Genomic DNA, 17,885 nt, shown 5'->3' with positions numbered 1-17,885 from the left:
CAGAAGTGCGCCCCTACCATGACTCGCGTTACTTCCACACCTGCTCGAAGACGCGCAAGTAGTTGCCGCCGAGGAACTTGAGGATCGTCTCGTCGGAGTGGCCCCGTTCAACCAACCGCTGTGTAAGTACCGGGACTTTGGAGATGTCCTCCAAACCGGGTGGCGCGAGTTCCAGACCGTACAAATCTGAGCCAAGCCCCACGTGATCCGGCCCCATAATGTCTAGCGCCGTCTCGATGTCGCGGATCACGGTATCGACATCGCGCTGATAGAACCAGATGATTCCCAACACGCCACCCGTTTTGGCGACCGCTTCGAGCACGGCGCGATCCCGCTGTGGATCAAGGTGTGGGCGGGGAATGCTGCCGAGCGCCCCCGCTTCGGTGTTCTCGTCGGGGAACTGCGTGCTGGTCGAATGCGAGAGGATCACCGGGGCGGTGGTCAGACCGATGACTTCCCAGAAGGCGGGCCAACCGATGTGCACGAGATCGATGACAATGCCGAGTTCGTTCATGCGTTTGACCGCCTGCTTGCCGAGCTCAGTGAGGCCGCCGGGTTGATCGGCGGCGTAGCAGCCATCGGCGAATGGTGTACGGCGCACGTGGGTCAGGCTGGCGACGCGCAGACCCAGCTTGTAGTAGAGGTCAAGCAGGCGTAGGTCGGAACCGAGCGGTTCGAAGCCTTCAAATGAGAGAATCGCGCCAGTTTTACCCTCGCGCTTGATGCGGCGAATATCCGCCGCCGTCGTGACAAGTTCAAAGCCGGGGTTCTCGGCAACCGCCTGATGCAGTGCCCACGTCATCTCCAGCCCGCGTTTGAGACTCCAATCGAGCTGCCCGTCTTCAATGTAGATCGCGCAGATCTGCACCGTCACCCCGCCATCGACCAGCTTGGGGATGTCGTACTGACCCATCGGCCCGTAGGTGAGCGCGTGCTGCGGAAAACCGAAAACCTCGTTCATGCCGTGTGTCGCTGTAAACGGCGGTTGCCAACCGAGCGGATCCGGCACGACGACGCGGTCGCCGAGCCGCATTTTACCGTCCGTGACTGGAATCAGAATATCGCTGTGCCCGTCGATCACCAGCGCCTGCCGCTGGAGTTCCCGAGCGCGGGTGGCTGCGTCTGTCATGTGGACTGCTTTCGCTTGCATCTAGGCCGGATGGGAAAATTCTACAGGGCGCTCACGCGGTCTGCCAATGCGCTTGACTCGCCGGGTTCTAGGGCTATTATCAGGTGCGGATGAGCGGTGCGGTCAAGGAGACGTGATGATGCGTGGGCTGCTGCTGGTGAATGTGCTGGTTCTGCTGGGGCTGACGGCGTACGTCGTCTCCGCCCAGACCGATTACACCGAACCCTACCGCCCGCAGTACCACTTCTCGGCGAGCACGGGCTGGCTCGGCGACCCCAACGGCATGATCCGCTATAACGACCTGTATCATGTGTTCTGGTGGGGGCACGCGACCTCGCCCGACCTTGTCCACTGGACTGAGCAGCGTTACCCGATGGCTGGCGCGGATGGTTCATTTGACTATTTCTCCGGTTCAGTCGTCGTCGATGAGCAGAATACCTCTGGCTTAGCGCAGGGCGAGTCTGCGCCCCTGATCGCCATCTACACGATGCATGACCGCGCCACGGAAGCTGAAGCGCAAGGTTTGTCGGTTAGTCAGGATGGCATCACCTTTGAATATTTTGACGGCAACCCGGTGCTGGATACGCCCGAGGCCGTGTTTCGCGATCCGCAGGTGTGGTGGGACGCCGACCATCAGCGCTGGCTGATGATCATTGCGCTGCCGGAACGCCGTAAGGTGCGCTTCTATGCGTCCTCCGACTTGCAGACGTGGGAGCATTTGAGTGATTCTGGCCCGGTCGGCGCGCGCGCGAACTGGTGGGAAGTGCCGGACTTGATTCAAGTGTCCGTCGCTGGCGACGCAAACACGAAGCGTTGGGTGCTGATGTGCGGCATGGGGCCGAACAGCGTGCAGTACTTCGTCGGCGACTGGGATGGCACCCAGTTCACGCTCGATCCGCAAGCGAATGGCTATCTCCTGCGGGGTGATGGTCTGCCCGGCACGGTGTTCGCCGATTTCGAGGCGGGTTTGCCCGCTGGTTGGACGGCGGACGGTGACGCGCTCAGCGTGAGTGATGGCACGGATCTCGGACTTTATCGCATGAGTGGTTGGTTGGGCGGCGGCTTCCTGAGCACCTTCACGCCCGGTACTGCCTTCGGGTATCGGGGCACCGTGACGATCACCTCGCCGGAATTCACCATCGAGCCCAGCGCGATCAACTTTTTGCTGGCGGGCACGGATGACGCTGAGCAGGCGGTCGTCAATTTGCTGGTGAATGGTGAAATTGTGCGCAGCGCGACAGGGGCAGGGGATGTCCTGATGCGCTGGGTGGGTTGGGATGTATCCGAGTTCAGCGGGCAGACCGCCCAGCTTCAGATTGTCGACAGCACAAACAGCGCGGATGCGGGGTTCCTGAACGTCGATCACATTCTGTTTTCGGATGTGCTCATGCCGAGCGGGCGCGAACATGCCAACTGGCTCGACTACGGGCCAGATTACTATGCCGTGCGTGCGTACCGGGACTACGATGAGGCCGAAGACCGCGCGGTGCTGATGGGCTGGCTGGGCAACTGGGAATACGCGCGCTGGGTGCCGACGACGTGGGGCAAGGGGGTGTTGGCCTTGCCGCGCGAAATCGAACTGCGCACGACGCCCGGCGGACTGCGTATCGCCCAGCGACCGATTCCCACGTTTGAAACGCTGCGCGGCGGCACGGTCGAAGTGGTCAATGTCGATCTTGATGGCGTGCGCCCGCTGACAGAATTCGCGCCGCCGCGCAATACCTACGAACTGGATGTGGAATTCGCCGTGACCGATCCGGCGGCGCGCTTTGGGCTGCGTTTGGCGATCAGCGGACGCAATGGGATCACCGTGGGCTATGACGCGCGCACGGGCAACCTCTTCCTCGACCGAACACGCCCGGAGAACGCCAGCGTCGTTCCGGATTTCGCGAAGTACGTGCCCGCGCCGCTGCTGCCCGTCGACGGTCGGATCCACTTGCACATCTATGTCGATCAGTCGTCGGTTGAGGTTTTCGCTGACGACGGGGCGCTGGCGCTCTCCGCGGTCATGTTCCCGAGCGCAACCAGCACAGGTATTGAGCTGTTTGCGGAGGGCGGGACGGCGCAGCTCACGCACCTGCAAGCGTGGGAGCTGGCGTCAATCTGGGAGATGCCGTAGCTGAACCAACTCGCCGGACGTGGCCACGGATTGGACTCTTGTGGCACACTCCCCTTTGGCGGACCATCACGCACTCCGTCCGCGCTTTTGGACGTCATTCTCGCGGACAACTGCGCCGGACGCTGTCGTGCGCTGTCCCACTAAGGAGCAAGTGTCGTGCCTCACACTTTCACCCGCAGCCGAGCCACCTGGCTGATCTATCTGCTGCTTGGTTTTTACGCCTACTGCCTGAACATCTTCGGGCCGATCACCCCCTTTCTGAAAAATGAACTCGATCTGTCCTATACGGTGAGCAGCTTTCACTTTTCCGCCTTCGCGCTCGGGATGATCGCTGCCGGGTTGATCGGCCATGCGGTGATTCAGCGGATTGGGCGCTGGTGGGCGGCGTGGGTCGCCGTGTTCGGCATGAGCCTGAGCGCGGGGCTGCTCATCAGCGGGCAGACGCCGGTGTTGACGATCAGTGCATCGTTCCTGATGGGGTTGATCGGCTCACTGCTGCTCTCGGTCGTGCCCTCGGTCTTGGCGGATGAACATGGGGCACAAACAGCCAAAGCGCTCTCCGAGGCGAACGTGATCGCCTCGTTGATCAGTTCCGCTGCGCCGGTGCTCGTCGGTTGGCTGGCGGCGTCCAGTCTTGGGTGGCGCACGGCCCTCCTGCTGACGCTCGCCGCCGCTCTCATCCTCCGGTTGGCGTTCAATGGGGTGCAGTTGGCCTCCGCGGAGGTCACGGAACACGTGACCCAGTCGAAGCAGCGCCTTCCCCGCCGCTTCTGGGTGTACTGGCTGGCGTTGATGTTCGGCGTGTCGGTCGAATTCTGCATGATCTTCTGGAGCGCGGATTATTTCGAGACGATTTTAGGCATGCCCAAGGCGGACGCGGCGCAGGCCGTGAGCCTGTTCCTCGGCGGCATGATCGTCGGTCGCTTCCTCGCCAGCCGCCTCGTCCAGCGGTTCAGCGTGCACCAGATCCTCACGGTGTCGGTGCTCGTCGCCGCCGTGGGATTTCTCCTGTATTGGACGGCGACCGCGCCGCTCGTCGGCATGATCGGGCTGGCGCTCACGGGGCTCGGCACCGCCGCGCTCTACCCGCTGCTGCTCACGTTGACGATTGCAACCGTCCCGGGGAACACCGCCCGCGCCAGCGCGCGCGCCTCGCTCGCTTCCGGTGTGGCGATCTTCGCGCTGCCGCTGCTGCTCGGTCGCCTCGCCGACGCGCTCGGCATTCACCTGGCCTATGGCATCATCCTGCTGCTGCTGATCGCCGTATTCGCGATCTTGCAGGGATCCGGACGGCTGGCGCAATCGGCGTAAACGCCAACGGCCTTGTGCGCTATAATCGCGCCGCAAACTTTGTTGAAGGAACGCAGCGATGAAGAAACTGATTAATGCGGTCGAAAATGTCATCCTCGAACAGCTTCAAGGCATGGCACTGGCGCACCCGGAACTCAAAGTCAGCCTAGAGCCGAAATACATCATCCGCGCCGATGCGCCGCTCACCGACAAGGTCGCGGTGATCTCCGGCGGCGGCAGCGGGCACGAGCCCATGCACGGCGGGTTCGTCGGGCCGGGGATGCTGGCCGCGGCCTGTCCCGGCGAAGTCTTCACTTCGCCCACGCCCGATCAGATGTACGAGGCGGCGAAGGCGGTCGCCGGGGCGGCAGGTGTGTTGTTCATCATCAAGAATTACACGGGTGACGTGCTCAACTTTGAGATGGCCGCCGAGCTGGTGCACGGCGACGGCACTCCTGTGCAGACTGTGCTGGTCGACGACGACGTCGCAGTCAAGAACAGCCTCTATACGGCGGGGCGGCGCGGCGTGGGCACGACCGTGATCCTCGAAAAGATCGTCGGCGCGGCGGCGGAAGCTGGTTACGACCTTGACCGGTGCGCCGAACTGGCGCGCAAAGTCAACCGCTACGGGCGGTCGATGGGCATGGCGCTGACTTCGTGCACCGTCCCTGCGGCGGGCAAGCCGACCTTCGAACTCGGCGCGGATGAAGTCGAAATCGGCATCGGCATTCATGGTGAACCGGGGCAGTATCGCGAAACGCTGCGCTCGGTCGATGACCTGACGACCACGCTGGCGACGGAAATCCTCGACGATCTCGCCTACAGCCGGGTGCTGCGCGAATGGGATCGTGTCAATGGCGCGTGGGTGGAGCGCGAAGAGGTCGATGAACCGTTCGCGGCAGGCGATCAGGTCATTGCGTTCGTCAACAGCATGGGCGGCACTCCGCTCTCCGAACTGTATTCGGTCTATCGCAAGCTGACGGAGATCTGCGCGGCGCGCGGCATCATCATCGCCCGTAATCTGATCGGTCCGTATATCACGTCGCTGGAAATGCAGGGCTTCTCGATCACGCTGGTCAAGGCGGACGCGGAAATCCTCAGCCTGTGGGATGCCCCGGTCAAGACGCCGGGGCTGCGTTGGGGCGCGTGAGCCATGACGACGATCACGGCTCAGCACATCCGCGCGTGGTTGGAACGCAGCGCGCAGACCTTTGAGGCGCAGAAGGGCTACCTGAGCGACCTCGACTCCCCGATTGGTGACGCCGATCACGGCACGAACATGGCGCGCGGCTTCGCCAAAGCGGTTGAAAAGCTGGCGACCACCCCCGACGCCGACATCAGCGCGCTCCTCAAAGCGGTGAGCATGACGTTGATGTCGACGGTCGGCGGTGCGAGCGGCCCGCTGTATGGCACATTCTTCCTACGGGCGAGTGCTGCTGTCGCGGGTAAAGCGGAACTGACGCTTGCGGACCTCGCGGCGCTGCTGACGGCGGGCATGGACGGCATCATCCAGCGTGGTCGCGCCGAACCCGGCGACAAAACGATGATCGACGCGCTGCTGCCTGCCGTCAACGCGCTCAAATCCAGTGTCGAACAGGGCACTGATCTGATCACAGCGCTGGAAGGCTGCGTCAGCGCGGCGGAAGCGGGGATGCAGGCGACGATCTCGCTGCAAGCCCGCAAAGGCCGCGCCAGCTATCTGGGCGAACGCAGCATCGGGCATCAAGATCCCGGCGCGACTTCGGTCATGTACTTGCTGGCGGCGCTGCGCGACGCGGTGAAGGGCTAACGCGCCATGATCGGACTCGTCCTCGTTTCCCACAGCGCCGCATTGGCGGATGGCGTGCGCGCCTTGATCGAGCAGATGACGCAGGGGCGCGTGCCGATCGCCGTGGCGGGCGGCGTGGACGATCCCGATAACCCCATCGGCACCGACGTGATGAAAGTCGTGGAGGCGATCAGCACGGTTTACAACCCGGACGGGGTGGTCGTGCTCATGGACCTGGGCAGCGCCCTGCTGAGCGCCGAAACCGCGCTCGAATTGCTTGATCCTGATTGGCTGCCCAACATTCATCTGTCCGACGCGCCGTTTGTCGAAGGGGCGTTGAGTGCGGCGGTGCAGGCGAGCACGGGCAGCCCCATTCATCACGTACTCGCCGCGGCGCGGGGTGGTCTGGCGGCGAAACAGGGGCACTTGAACACAACCGCGGTCGAGTCACCCCCGCCGGCGTCACCCGTGCTGGTGAGTGAGCCAAGCACTTTGACCTTGACTGTACCGAATCGGCTCGGCTTGCATGCTCGCCCGGCGGCGCGCTTGGTCACGCTGGTGGGGCAGCATGCCGCACAGGTCGTTATTCGTAAAGGCGACCGGAGCGCAGACGGACGACAGATCAATGCGGTGGCGCTGCTGGATGCGCGGCAGGGCGATTCCCTGACGATCACGGCGACGGGCGTTGACGCACAGGCCGTGCTCAACGCCATTCACCAGTTAGCCGCCGACAACTTCGGCGACCGCGATGATCCAACGGACAGCCGTCCGACCGTGCCTCACGCTGTGCCCGCCGAGGTATGGGTGGGTATCAGTGCCGCGCCGGGCATCGCCGTTGGACAAATCCTGCTCTTGGATGATGTCCACCCGCAGATTCCCGCCGGAACGAGTACCGATCCTGCGAGTGAGCAAACGCGCTTCGCTGACGCGATCCATTCGGCGCTGGTTGAACTGGATGTGCTGAGCCGCCATGCCGACGCCGGGGCGATCTTCGAAGCGCAGGCCTTGATGCTTCGCGATGATGAGGTGCTGAGCGCAGTACAGTCGGCGATTATAGAGCGAGCGTGCAGCGCCGAATGCGCCTGGTGGGGCGCGATCGAAATGCTGGCGGAACGCTATCGCGCCAGCGGCAGCGAACTCTTGCGCGGGCGCGCAGCGGATGTCTTTGACGTGGGGCGGCGCGTGCTGCGTCAGCTTGCGCCGGAAACAACTGCCGCGATCACCGTCCCCGAGGGCAGCATCCTCGCCGCGCCGGATTTGTCGCCGTCTGAGGCGGCACATCTGGATCGGGCGGCGGTGCGCGGCATCGTCACGCAGACAGGCGGCGCGACGTCGCATATGGCGATCATCGCGCGTGGACAGTCGATTCCGGCTGTGGTCGGCCTGGGCACAGCGTATTCGATGCTCATGACCGGGCAGACCGTGATCATCGATGGTGATCGCGGTTGGCTGTACCCCCGTCCAACCCCCGAACAGATCATTGCGGCGCAGTGGGCGGGTGAACAGCGGCGGAGCGAGCGGGAGCAGCAGCAGGCCGCAGGGCAGGGACTAGCGTTCACACCGGATGGTCGGCGGGTTGAAGTCTCCGCCAACATTGGCAGCGCTGCTGACGCTCAGATCGCGGCGGCGGCAGGCGCGGAGAGCGTCGGCGTGTTCCGCACGGAACTGCTGTTCATGAGCCACGCGCGCCCGCCGACGGAAGACGAACAGTTCCGCGCCTACACAGCGGCGGCGGAGCAATTACACGGCCAAGCGGTGATTATCCGGACGCTCGATGTGGGCGGCGATAAACCCATCGCCTATCTCAATTTGCCGCGCGAAGCCAACCCATTCCTCGGCTATCGCGGCGTGCGCTGCTGGTTGGATCGACCGGAATTGGCGGTGACGCAGCTCCGCGCCATTTGTCGTGCCAGCGCGCAGCACCCCATCAAGGTGATGTTCCCGATGATCGGCACGCTGGAAGAAGTGCAGGCGGCGTGTCAGCTCGTGCGGGATGTACAGGCGCAGCTCTCCGACGAAGACATTGATTATGACCCGAATATGCAGATGGGCATCATGATCGAGGTGCCGTCCGCGGCGCTGCTGGCGCAGGTGCTCGCCGCGCACGTGGACTTTTTGAGCGTTGGCACGAATGACCTGACGCAGTATCTGCTGGCGGCGGATCGCGGGAACACGCACGTCAACGCGTTGGTTTCGCCGTTCCAGCCCGCGCTGCTGCGCGCGCTGCAGCAGGTGGTCGAGGCGGCGCACGCGCATGGCAAATGGGCGGGCGTGTGCGGGGAAATGGCGGGCGATCCACGGCTGACGCGGTTGCTGATCGGCTTGGGCGTGGACGAATTGAGCATGAATGCCCCGGCGATCCCGGCGGTCAAGACGATCATCCGGCAGACGAATTACGCCGACGCGCAGGCCGTCGCCGCGCACGCGCTGACCCTGTCGACTGCAGCGCAGGTCGAAGCTTACTTAACCCAGAAAGAGTCATGATGACCAAAATCACCTTTGTTGGCGCAGGCAGCGTCGTGTTTACGCGCAACCTGTGCAGCGATATTCTGCTCACGCCCGCTCTACAAGATGCGACGATCACGCTGATGGATATCGACGCGGTGCGCCTCGAACGCAGTCGCGCGCTCGTACAGGCGTTGATTGAGCAGCGCGGCCTATCCGCGACCGTCGAGGCGACACTGGATCGGCGGGAGGCGGTGCGCGGGGCGCAGTTCGTGATCACCACCTTCCAGCAGGGCGGCTTGGATGCCTATCAACTCGACATCGACCTTCCGCTCAAATATGGGGTGGGGCAGTGCGTTGGCGATACGCTCGGCCCGGGCGGAGTCTTTCGTGGGCTGCGGACGATCCCCGTGCTGCTCGATTTGTGCAGGGACATGGACGATCTCGCGCCGGACGCGCTGCTGCTCAATTATGTGAACCCGATGGCGATCAACTGCTGGGCGGTGGCGGAGGGCGCCGGGCGACCGCATGTCGGCTTGTGCCACAGCGTGCAAGGCACGTCAGAAATGTTGGCGCGCTGGATCGGCGTGCCCTACGACGAAATCACCTACCTGTGCGCGGGCATCAATCATCAGGCGTTTTTCCTCGATTTTCGCCGGGGTGCGGAAGATTTGTACCCGCGCTTGTGGGCGGCGCTCGATCGTGCGGATGTGATCAGCGAAGAACCGGTGCGCGGCGAACTCATGCGCTATTTCGGCTACTTCGTGACTGAATCGTCGGGGCACGCCAGCGAATATGTGCCGTACTACCGCAAGTCGTCGATTCACATCACCGAACACCTCGTGCCGCGCTTCACCAATCCCGGCGACTCCTGGTTCAACTTCGGGCAGACGGGCGGTTATCTGCGCCACTGTCTTGAACGGGTTGATACAGCGGAACAGGAATTCCGCGATTTGATCGACGGCACGACGCCCGCGCCCACCGAGCGCACGCATGAATACGGTGCGGCGATCCTCGAAGCCGTGGTGACGCGCCAGCCTGCCCGCATCAACGGCAATGTGCCGAACACGGGATTGATCACCAATTTGCCCGCAGGCTGCTGCGTGGAAGTGCCGTGTCTGGTCGATGCGAACGGCGTGCAGGGCGTCTATGTGGGCAAACTGCCGACGCAATTGGCGGCGCTCAACCGGACGAACATCAACGTGCAGGAGCTGACGGTCGAGGCGGCACTGCGCGGCGACCGCGACGCGGTGCATCATGCCGTGCTGCTCGACCCGCTGACGGCGGCCGTCTGCACGCCGCCGCAGGTGCACCAGATGGTCGACGAACTGCTGGCCGCCCAGGCGGAATGGCTGCCGCAGTTCAAACAGTAGATCACGGCAGCGCGCGGACGAAGTCGGCAGCAGCCTGCCAGTGGCGCACATCCCATGTGCGGATCGCCAGCCCGGAAGGTGAGGGCAGCACAAACACGGTCGTCGACCCGAACAATTCGGGTTGGCGACCGAATGCGATCCGCTTGGAGCGCAGGAAGATGCTGCCGGCGTTTTTGCTGGTGAAGGCGAGCACCCGCGGCTGAAACAGCGCGAGTTTGGCAGCGAGGGTGGGAACGTCGAAGTCGTCAGCTCGGAGTTGATCGTCCGTGCCGGAGACGAACTTCGCCAGATCCGTCAAGCCGATGCCGTACGCCAGCACGCTCGGAAATTCGGCGGGGCGCAGTTGATGCGGCGTCAAGCCGATGTGGTGCAGCGTGCGCCAGAATTTGTTGCCCGGGTGCGCGTAGTAAGCCCCCTGCCGAGCTGATTCGTTGCCCGCAGCCGTCCCGCAAAACACGATCTGCAAGTTCGGCGCGAGCACATCGGGCAGAACTTCGGCCATCTTGAACAGTTCCTTTCGTCAGCCACCAACCCATTTGGATGATAATCAAGACATAAACGCAGAACACTTTAGAAAGGACCTTTCCATGCAGGCATCAGAGCGGGGCTTGAAGTGGTTTCAGGACGTGCGTTTCGGCATGTTCATCCACTGGGGATTGTACGCGATTCTCGGCATCGAAGAATGGGTGATGCACACGCGGCGCATCCCGGTACCAGAATATGAAATGCTCGTCGGACAGTTCAACCCGACGAAATTCAACGCCGACGAGTGGGTGAGCATCGCCGCGGACGCCGGACAGAAATACATGGTGATCACCAGCCGTCATCACGACGGTTTCAGCATGTATGATACGGCGCTGAGCGAATACAAAGTCACCAATACCCCCTTCGGGCGTGACCCGATCCGTGAATTGGCGGATGCCGTCGCTCGGCGCGGTGACATCAAGCTCGGCTTTTACAGTTCGCTGCTCGACTGGCATCATCCGGCCTACCGCTTCCGGCAGGAGAGCGGTTTGGCGTGGTCAGACTACCTCGAATTTTTGCATGGTCAGGTGCGTGAACTATGCACGAATTATGGCGAGATCGCCTGCATGTGGTTTGATGGCGATTGGCCGCATCACAAACTGGACGAGAGCAACATGCACTTTTTGCCGGGCGGCTCGTTCGAGTATGAGCAGTTGTACGGCATGATCCACACGCTGCAACCGGACGCGGTCGTCATCAACAACCGCCACGAAGCGCCGCTCCCTGGCGAAGACATTCAGGGCTTTGAGCAAGACCTGCCGGGGATGAACACGGCGGGTTTCAATACCACGCAGTCCTATGGCCTGCCCGTTGAAGTCTGCACGACCATTAACGATCACTGGGGCTACAGCAGTGCCGACCGCAATACCAAGCTGCCGCGCCGCCTGGTCGAACTGTTAGCACGAAGCGCGAGCGTCGGCGCGAACTATCTGCTCAACGTGGGGCCGACGGCGGAGGGGCAGATCGTGCCCCTGCATGCGGCGCGCCTGCGGTCCGTTGGGGCGTGGCTGCGCGTCAACGGCGAGTCGATCTACGGGACACGCGCGGGCGTCATTGCGCCGACGGCGGCCAGTGTGAGCACGCATGCGGGCAGCATGCACTATGTGCATGTGCTCAATCCGATCAGCGATGAGTTGGTTTTGACGGGTGTGCCGGAGACGGTCAGCTCAGCGCGGCTGCTGCGCGACGATACCCCGCTGGAACTGTACCGGCGTGGCGCGGAAACGGTCGTTGCACTGCCCTTCGAATTGTGTGATCCGCTGGATACGGTGGTTGTGCTGGCGTAAAGAATGACCTCACCCCCAACCCCTCTCCGAAAAGAGGAGAGGGGAGCCAGATATAACGCTTGTGTAGGGACGAGGCAGGGCTGTGTTGAAAAAGGTTCTCCCCCCCCCCCCCCCCCCCTCCCCCCTCTCCCGGTGGGGGGGGGGGCAACCGCCCCCCCCCCCCCCCCCCCCCCCCCCCTTTGGGGGGGGTGGGGGGGGGGGGTGTTAAACGCCCCACCCCCCCCCCCCCCCCCCCCCCCCCGCCCCCCCCCCCCCCCCCCCCCCCCCCCCCCCTGCTCGTCCTTAGCGTCTACGAGATCCTGTGGTCAGAAATCAGTACGTTGCGCGGCCACCCGTGAGATCAAAGGTGAACGCGGTGGTGAAGCTGGCCTGCGGTGAGACGATGAACTGCACCATATCGACCAGTTCATCCAGCGAGCCGGTGCGCTTCATCGGGATTTTGTCGGTCATGTAGCGCACTTGCTCGACGGGCATAGCGTCGACGAGCGGCGTGCGAATCACGGCGGGCGCAATCGCGTTGACTGTCACGCCCGTCTCCGCCAACTCTTTCCCCTGCACCTTCGCCATGCCGATTACTGCCGCTTTCGACGCGGAGTAGGCGAGCATGCCCGCGTTGCCTTCCTTGCCCGCAATTGACGCAATGTGCAGCACGCGCCCATAGCCGCGTTCAACCATGCCGGGGAGCAGCGCGCGCGACGTGTGATACGAGCCGAAGAAATTGACGCGAAAGACAAGCTCGACATTCGCGGGATCGACCTCATAGCTGCGCAGATTGGTCTTGCCCGTGATGCCCGCCGAGTTAATCAACACGTCGGCGGGGATGGGTGAGAGCGCGCGTTCGACCATCGGCAGATCGGTCACGTCGCACACGACGGGTTCAATGGCGCCGTTGAGCGCCGTTTGCAGCTCGGTTAGCCGCGCAGTGTCGAGGTCGACAGCGTAGACCCGCGCCTTGAGGTCGACAAAGCGCCGGACGATGGCCTGACCTAGGCCGGAGGCTGCCCCGGTGATGACTACGGTTTGTTCAGCAAAGTCGCGCATCGTTTATTCTCCTGTGGCCGCTGGCCCGCGCTGGCGGAAATGCCAATCATCCTGATACAAGTTGAAAAAGACTTCCTGCCGCGGGTGTTCCGCGAGGAACTTTTCGTCCACGGTGACGCCTAGACCCGGCCCGGTCGGCAGCGAGAAGCAGCCATCCGCCGCGTCGACTTCGGGCAGACCCGTCACCGCCTGCTTGATCCACGCGTCGGCGAAGTCGTTGAAGTGTTCCTGCACTTTGAAGTTCGGGGTGCTGGCGGCGACATGCAGATTAGCGGCGGTCGCAACGGGTCCGCACACGTTGTGCGGCGCGATCAGCATGAAGTAGGCGTCCGCCCAACCCGCCAGCTTCTTGAGCGCCAGCAGCCCGCCAAAGTGCGAGAGATCGGCTTGCAGAATGTCCGCCGCCTGCAGTTCGATCAATTCGCGGAATTCGTAGAGCGTGTGCAGACGTTCGCCCGTGGCGACTGGGACGCCCGTCGCGCTGATGGCCTGCGCGACCTTGTGCAGCGCCTTGAGGTTATCCGGCGGCACGGGTTCTTCGACCCAACCGGGGCGATAGGGCAGGAGCGCCTGTGTGATTTCGATGGCGGTCACGGGGTTGAAGCGCCCATGCATCTCGATGAAGATCTCGGTATCTTCGCCTACCGCGTCGCGGATGGCTTCGACCAGCGCGACCGAGCGCCGCTTTTCCTGCCGCCCGATTTCGTAGAAGCCCGCGCCGAACGGATCGACTTTGAGCGCGCGATAACCGCGCTCGACCACCTTCTGCGCCGCCGCGTGGAACTGTTCCGGCTGGCGTTCGACCGTGTACCAACCATTCGCGTAGGCCGGGATGCGGTCGCGCACTGCGCCGCCGAGCAGTTGGTAAACGGGGACGTTGAGCGCCTTGCCGACGATGTCCCAGCAGGCCATTTCGACAATCGAAATGCCGGACATGGCGATTTGCCCGACGCGCGCGAAGTCGTTGAGCATCATGCGCCGCACCAAGTCTTCGATCTTGAAGGGATCCGCGCCGATGATGTGGTTCTTAGCGGCTTCCTGCAAATAACCGAGCAGCGCGTCGGTGTGGTTGAGCATGCGGACTTCGCCCACGCCGCTCACGCCCTCGTCGGTATCCACGAATAAGTAGGTCAGGTTGCGCCACGGCGTGCTGACCACGTAGGGACGCAAAGCAGTAATTCTCATCGCAACGACTTTCCAGTTTGGAGTAAGTACCTGTGTTGATTGTACCGTGCGGCGCCGAATCCGGGTGGACATTGAAGGACAGTACCAATGTGGCTATGCTCAAACTTGTGTGATCAGAATGGTTTGACCCCACCTCGGCCCCTCCCCGAATTCAGGGGAGGGGAGCCAACAAACCTTTCCCCCCCCCCCCCGGAGGGTTAGGGTGAGGGTAATCCGTATCGTTTTCTTAAATGCTCATTGCGTCCCTAGCGTCTGGCTTGACAGGCTCTGTTGGCTCCTCTCCCCGAATTCGGGGAGAAGTCGGAATCTGACCTTTTTCAACACCCTCAGGCCTGTCCTGCAGTTGCCTAATTGTGTGCCGACCAAAATTGGTTCATTGAGGAGAAGCTAGTGCAATACTTTAAGCCCGAAGCCCCGTATTTTGTCGGCGACTGCATGCCGTTCTTTCACGACGGCACATTTCACCTCTATTGGCTGGTGGACGAGAATCATCATCAGGCGAAAGGTGGCTTGGGCGGGCATCAGTGGGCGCACGCCAGCACCCATGATCTGATCGATTGGGTGCATCATCCGCTGGCAATTGCTTGCACCGAGGAATGGGAAGGTTCGATTTGCACCGGATCGACGTTTTATCGCGATGGCACGTACTACGGCTACTACGCGACGCGTATGCCCGATCGCACCGAAAAACTGAGCTTGGCCGTCAGCACCGACGGCATCACGTTTGCGAAGACGCTGCCGAACCCGTTTGCGGTGCCGGGAGCGGGGTATCGCCCGCAGCATTACCGCGACCCGTTTGTGTTCGTCGACGAGACGACGGGCGAATTCAACATGCTCGTCACCGCCGCCATTCAGGACTATCCGCTCTATGGGCTGGGCGGCTGCCTGCTGCGCCTCACCTCACGCGACCTCAAAAAGTGGGACGTGGCCGAACCGTTTCTGATCCCCGGCAGTCAGCCCGGTCATGGGTCGATTCCCGAATGCCCGGACTACTTCAAATGGCACGACTGGTATTATCTCGTCTTCGGGCTGGATGGCGTGGCGCACTACCGGATGTCGCGCCAGCCGCACGGTCCGTGGCTGCGCCCGCCCGTCGACACCTTCGACGGTTCGACACTGGCGGCGGTGATGAAGACGGCGGCCTTCACGGGCGATCGGCGCTTGGGCGTGGCATTCCTCAATGCGCGTAAAGATAACAAGGACGACGGACCGCGGATTTACGCCGGGAATGCCGTGTTCCGTGAGATTTTCCAGCACGCGGATGGCACGCTCGGCACGAAGTTCCCAGCGGAGATGATCCCCGCGCATGGCGATCCGCTCGCTCTGTCGTTCGCGCCGCTGACGAGTGGCGCAACGGGTGACGGAAGTTGTGTGCAGATCGACGCGCTGGAAGGGCTGGAAGCGGGCATGATCACGGGCGTGCCGCGCAACGCCCACATCACGGTGACAGTCACGCCGCAAGCGCCGACCGCCGCAATCGGGCTGTGGCTGCGCGGGTCGGGCGCGTTAGCAAGCGGCTATCAACTGCGCTGCCTGCCATATGAGCGCCGCGTGACGCTGAATCAGCAGGTGTTGACGTGCGTCGATGGGCTGGATCAACCGTTCCAACTCGACATTATCCTCAAGGATGACATTATCGATGTGTGTGTCGATCAACGCCGCTGCGTGATTGATCGCTGCCCGGAATTGTCAGGAAATTGTCTGTTTTTATGCGTAGAAAACGGCGCGGTGAATTTCGCCGATCTGCGCATTTTCCCGCTGGCCTAACCTCAAAAAGCCCCAAAACGTGGACTAGGCGGATGGTACTATGCTTACTTATGAAGTTTGTAAACTGTAACCGACCCTCCGCCTAAAGTCGGTTGCGCCGATATTCGGCTGTCCTATACTGAGAACATATAGGTTACGAAGCATTACATTTTTGCAACGGCTGTTTTGTCGAATCTTGTGCAAACGCTCTTCGAAGATTTGCGACCTGTTCGCGTCTGCACTCCACAACCGAATACATCATCTAGGGGGTTACTATGGCGTCTCTAGTTGTTCCTGGTGTCCGGGTCGAAGCGCGGTTTGATGTGCTGCCGCCACTGCCCGCGCCATCTGGGATCGTCGGCGTCGCGGGGATTGTTGATCGCATCCCAGCGGCTGGCGGCCTGATCGGTGTGACGAAGGTGTCGGAAGTGCGCGAACTACTCGGTCCGGGGACGGAAGTCAGCATGCCGGAAGTGGTGCACGCACTTGCCAACGGAGCCAGTGAAGTCGTCATTTCGCCTGTTGCCGGTGGCTCACCGGCCTCGCTGACCCTGCGCAACGGCGACAGCGCCCCCTGCCTCATTCTGCGGGCCCGTGCCAACGGCGCGTGGGGCAACCAGCTCGCCGTAGAAGTGCGCGGCGTCGCCAATGCGGCGGGTGACATCGTCCGCGCGACCATCCGTGTGCTGCGCGGCCGCACCGTGCTGGAAACCTTCACTGATCTGCAGGTCGATCCCACCCAACCCGATTACATCTTTGACACGATCAACACGCAGTCGCGCTACCTCGTCGCGCTCGATCCCGATTTCAGCGACGACGAGCCCGCCGACAACACCTACGCGTTTGATGCGGATGACACGTTCCTGGATATCCCGGTTGAAGGTGCACCGGCGCGCACGCTCTTCCAACTGCTGCCCGCGAGCGGTGCCAGCACCACCGGGTTGAGCGTGGTCGTCGCGGCGGCCTCCGGCAAAATCAACGTGAATGTGTTTCAGGGTGGGCTGCAAGAGCAGTTCGCCGACCTGGTAATGAACCCGGATGACGACAAGTTTCTGCCCTATGTGCTGCTGACACAAAGCCAGTTGGTGCGCGTGCGCCTGCTCAATTCGCTGGTCGCCGCGGCGCGTTTGCCCGCGCCGACGGCTGCGCCCGCCGCGCTGACCGGCGGCACATCGCCGACCGTGCAGCAGTACGTCGACGCAATTGATCTGCTCTCGGATGACACACGCATTGACCTCGTCATGGCGTCGATTGAATCGGGCCGTGCAGATGCCGATGTGCGTCAGATTCACCAGTCGCTTGCGGCGCATGCCGTCCGCATGGCCGAAAACGGCGCGCCGCGCATCGCTTTTGGGTCGGTGACCGCCAACGAACAGAAGAACCTCGGCGCGATTAAGGATCACGCCGCGCTGGTGCGCAACCGCCGCTTCGTGCTGGTCTCGCCAGCGGGCGCGGAAGGCGCAGTGATCGGGCTGGTCGGGCGGCTGAACCCGCAGGACTCGCCGACGTTTAAGCCCGTGCCGCTGTTCGGCATTGCTCCGGCCACCTACCGCGAGAGCGAACTCAACCGTTTGCTCGGCCCGACGACCAATTTGCTGGTCGTGCAGGATCGCGCGGGGCGCGGGGTGGTCGTGCTGCGTGGGTTGGATTCGACGGGCGATCAGATCTCCGTGACGCGCGTCGCGGATCAAGCTATCCGCGAGACGAAAGCCATCTCGGAGAACTTCATCGGCCAGCTTAACACGGATGACGCCCGTGTGGCGCTCAAGCAGCAGATCGTCGCCACCTTCACGCGGATGGAACGTGCCGGGGCGCTTGTGCCTTCGACCGATGGCACTGATCCTGCCTTCGTGGTCGATGTGTACTCGACGCAGTTGGATTTCGCGCAGGGCATTGTGCGCGTGGATATCGCTATTCGCCCGGTGCGCGCCATCGACTACATCTACGCGACCATTCGGGTCAAGAACTAAGCGGGTGA

The 17,885-nt window shown here is 62.7% G+C and carries 13 protein-coding genes; 9 read left to right on the top strand and 4 right to left on the bottom strand.

Features of this window, described 5'->3' with window-relative positions:
* Window positions 1-28 precede the first annotated feature (28 nt).
* Window positions 29-1,129: a dipeptidase gene (locus IPK17_RS28280; RefSeq protein WP_343421045.1), complete on the bottom strand. Its 1,101-nt coding sequence runs from the start codon at window positions 1,127-1,129 to the stop codon at window positions 29-31.
* A 136-nt stretch (window positions 1,130-1,265) separates the two neighbouring features.
* On the opposite strand from IPK17_RS28280, the gene IPK17_RS28275 reads away from it, so the two are divergent.
* The 6 genes from IPK17_RS28275 (at window position 1,266) to IPK17_RS28250 (ending at window position 10,124) form a co-directional block, all read left to right on the top strand.
* The gene (locus tag IPK17_RS28275; RefSeq protein ID WP_343421044.1) at window positions 1,266-3,248 is read left to right on the top strand and encodes a glycoside hydrolase family 32 protein; all 1,983 of its coding nucleotides are present in this window, start codon (window positions 1,266-1,268) and stop codon (window positions 3,246-3,248) included.
* A gap of 156 nt (window positions 3,249-3,404) precedes the next feature.
* On the top strand, window positions 3,405-4,559 hold the full coding sequence (locus IPK17_RS28270; protein WP_343421043.1) for an MFS transporter: 1,155 nt from the start codon (window positions 3,405-3,407) through the stop codon (window positions 4,557-4,559).
* A 58-nt stretch (window positions 4,560-4,617) separates the two neighbouring features.
* Window positions 4,618-5,688, top strand: coding sequence for a dihydroxyacetone kinase subunit DhaK (gene dhaK / locus IPK17_RS28265; protein ID WP_343421042.1), 1,071 nt, complete (start codon window positions 4,618-4,620; stop codon window positions 5,686-5,688).
* A gap of 3 nt (window positions 5,689-5,691) precedes the next feature.
* Window positions 5,692-6,327, top strand: a complete 636-nt coding sequence (gene dhaL, locus IPK17_RS28260) for a dihydroxyacetone kinase subunit DhaL (RefSeq protein WP_343421041.1) — start codon at window positions 5,692-5,694, stop codon at window positions 6,325-6,327.
* Window positions 6,328-6,333: 6 nt separating this feature from the next.
* Window positions 6,334-8,790, top strand: a complete 2,457-nt coding sequence (gene ptsP, locus IPK17_RS28255) for a phosphoenolpyruvate--protein phosphotransferase (RefSeq protein WP_343421040.1) — start codon at window positions 6,334-6,336, stop codon at window positions 8,788-8,790.
* Window positions 8,790-10,124, top strand: a complete 1,335-nt coding sequence (locus tag IPK17_RS28250; RefSeq protein WP_343421518.1) for an alpha-glucosidase/alpha-galactosidase — start codon at window positions 8,790-8,792, stop codon at window positions 10,122-10,124. Before ptsP ends, IPK17_RS28250 begins: the two co-directional genes overlap by 1 nt.
* Window position 10,125: 1 nt before the next feature.
* Here IPK17_RS28250 and IPK17_RS28245 read toward each other — a convergent pair whose 3' ends face one another.
* Window positions 10,126-10,626, bottom strand: a complete 501-nt coding sequence (locus IPK17_RS28245) for a mismatch-specific DNA-glycosylase (protein WP_343421039.1) — start codon at window positions 10,624-10,626, stop codon at window positions 10,126-10,128.
* On the opposite strand from IPK17_RS28245, the gene IPK17_RS28240 reads away from it, so the two are divergent.
* Window positions 10,556-11,935, top strand: a complete 1,380-nt coding sequence (locus IPK17_RS28240) for an alpha-L-fucosidase (protein WP_343421038.1) — start codon at window positions 10,556-10,558, stop codon at window positions 11,933-11,935. The genes IPK17_RS28245 and IPK17_RS28240 overlap by 71 nt on opposite strands.
* Before the next feature lie 312 nt (window positions 11,936-12,247).
* On the opposite strand, the gene IPK17_RS28235 is transcribed toward IPK17_RS28240, so the two are convergent.
* Together IPK17_RS28235 and IPK17_RS28230 are read right to left on the bottom strand one after the other, a co-directional pair.
* Window positions 12,248-12,976, bottom strand: a complete 729-nt coding sequence (locus IPK17_RS28235; protein ID WP_343421037.1) for an SDR family NAD(P)-dependent oxidoreductase — start codon at window positions 12,974-12,976, stop codon at window positions 12,248-12,250.
* 3 nt (window positions 12,977-12,979) lie between these two features.
* Window positions 12,980-14,161, bottom strand: coding sequence for a mandelate racemase/muconate lactonizing enzyme family protein (locus IPK17_RS28230; RefSeq protein WP_343421036.1), 1,182 nt, complete (start codon window positions 14,159-14,161; stop codon window positions 12,980-12,982).
* A 390-nt stretch (window positions 14,162-14,551) separates the two neighbouring features.
* On the opposite strand from IPK17_RS28230, the gene IPK17_RS28225 reads away from it, so the two are divergent.
* Together IPK17_RS28225 and IPK17_RS28220 are read left to right on the top strand one after the other, a co-directional pair.
* Window positions 14,552-15,928 carry a glycoside hydrolase family protein gene (locus tag IPK17_RS28225; protein ID WP_343421035.1) on the top strand — a complete coding sequence of 459 codons (1,377 nt, stop codon included), beginning with the start codon at window positions 14,552-14,554 and terminating at the stop codon, window positions 15,926-15,928.
* 254 nt (window positions 15,929-16,182) lie between these two features.
* Window positions 16,183-17,877 (top strand): phage tail sheath C-terminal domain-containing protein, encoded by a 1,695-nt coding sequence (locus tag IPK17_RS28220; protein WP_343421034.1) that lies wholly within the window; start codon window positions 16,183-16,185, stop codon window positions 17,875-17,877.
* Window positions 17,878-17,885: the final 8 nt, after the last annotated feature.

This window comes from Candidatus Flexifilum breve (assembly GCF_016713355.1).
Note: the sequence above shows the minus strand (reverse complement) of the source record. Positions and strands in the feature narration are given on the sequence as shown.

What these genes read in the sequence shown, in the direction of transcription:
- IPK17_RS28280 (WP_343421045.1), bottom strand. Translation starts at nt 1,129, where the DNA reads ATGACAGACGCAGCCACCCGCGCTCGGGAACTCCAGCGGCAGGCGCTG.
- IPK17_RS28275 (WP_343421044.1), top strand. Translation starts at nt 1,266, where the DNA reads ATGATGCGTGGGCTGCTGCTGGTGAATGTGCTGGTTCTGCTGGGGCTG.
- dhaK (WP_343421042.1), top strand. Translation starts at nt 4,618, where the DNA reads ATGAAGAAACTGATTAATGCGGTCGAAAATGTCATCCTCGAACAGCTT.
- dhaL (WP_343421041.1), top strand. Translation starts at nt 5,692, where the DNA reads ATGACGACGATCACGGCTCAGCACATCCGCGCGTGGTTGGAACGCAGC.
- ptsP (WP_343421040.1), top strand. Translation starts at nt 6,334, where the DNA reads ATGATCGGACTCGTCCTCGTTTCCCACAGCGCCGCATTGGCGGATGGC.
- IPK17_RS28250 (WP_343421518.1), top strand. Translation starts at nt 8,790, where the DNA reads ATGACCAAAATCACCTTTGTTGGCGCAGGCAGCGTCGTGTTTACGCGC.
- IPK17_RS28245 (WP_343421039.1), bottom strand. Translation starts at nt 10,626, where the DNA reads ATGGCCGAAGTTCTGCCCGATGTGCTCGCGCCGAACTTGCAGATCGTG.
- IPK17_RS28235 (WP_343421037.1), bottom strand. Translation starts at nt 12,976, where the DNA reads ATGCGCGACTTTGCTGAACAAACCGTAGTCATCACCGGGGCAGCCTCC.
- IPK17_RS28230 (WP_343421036.1), bottom strand. Translation starts at nt 14,161, where the DNA reads ATGAGAATTACTGCTTTGCGTCCCTACGTGGTCAGCACGCCGTGGCGC.
- IPK17_RS28220 (WP_343421034.1), top strand. Translation starts at nt 16,183, where the DNA reads ATGGCGTCTCTAGTTGTTCCTGGTGTCCGGGTCGAAGCGCGGTTTGAT.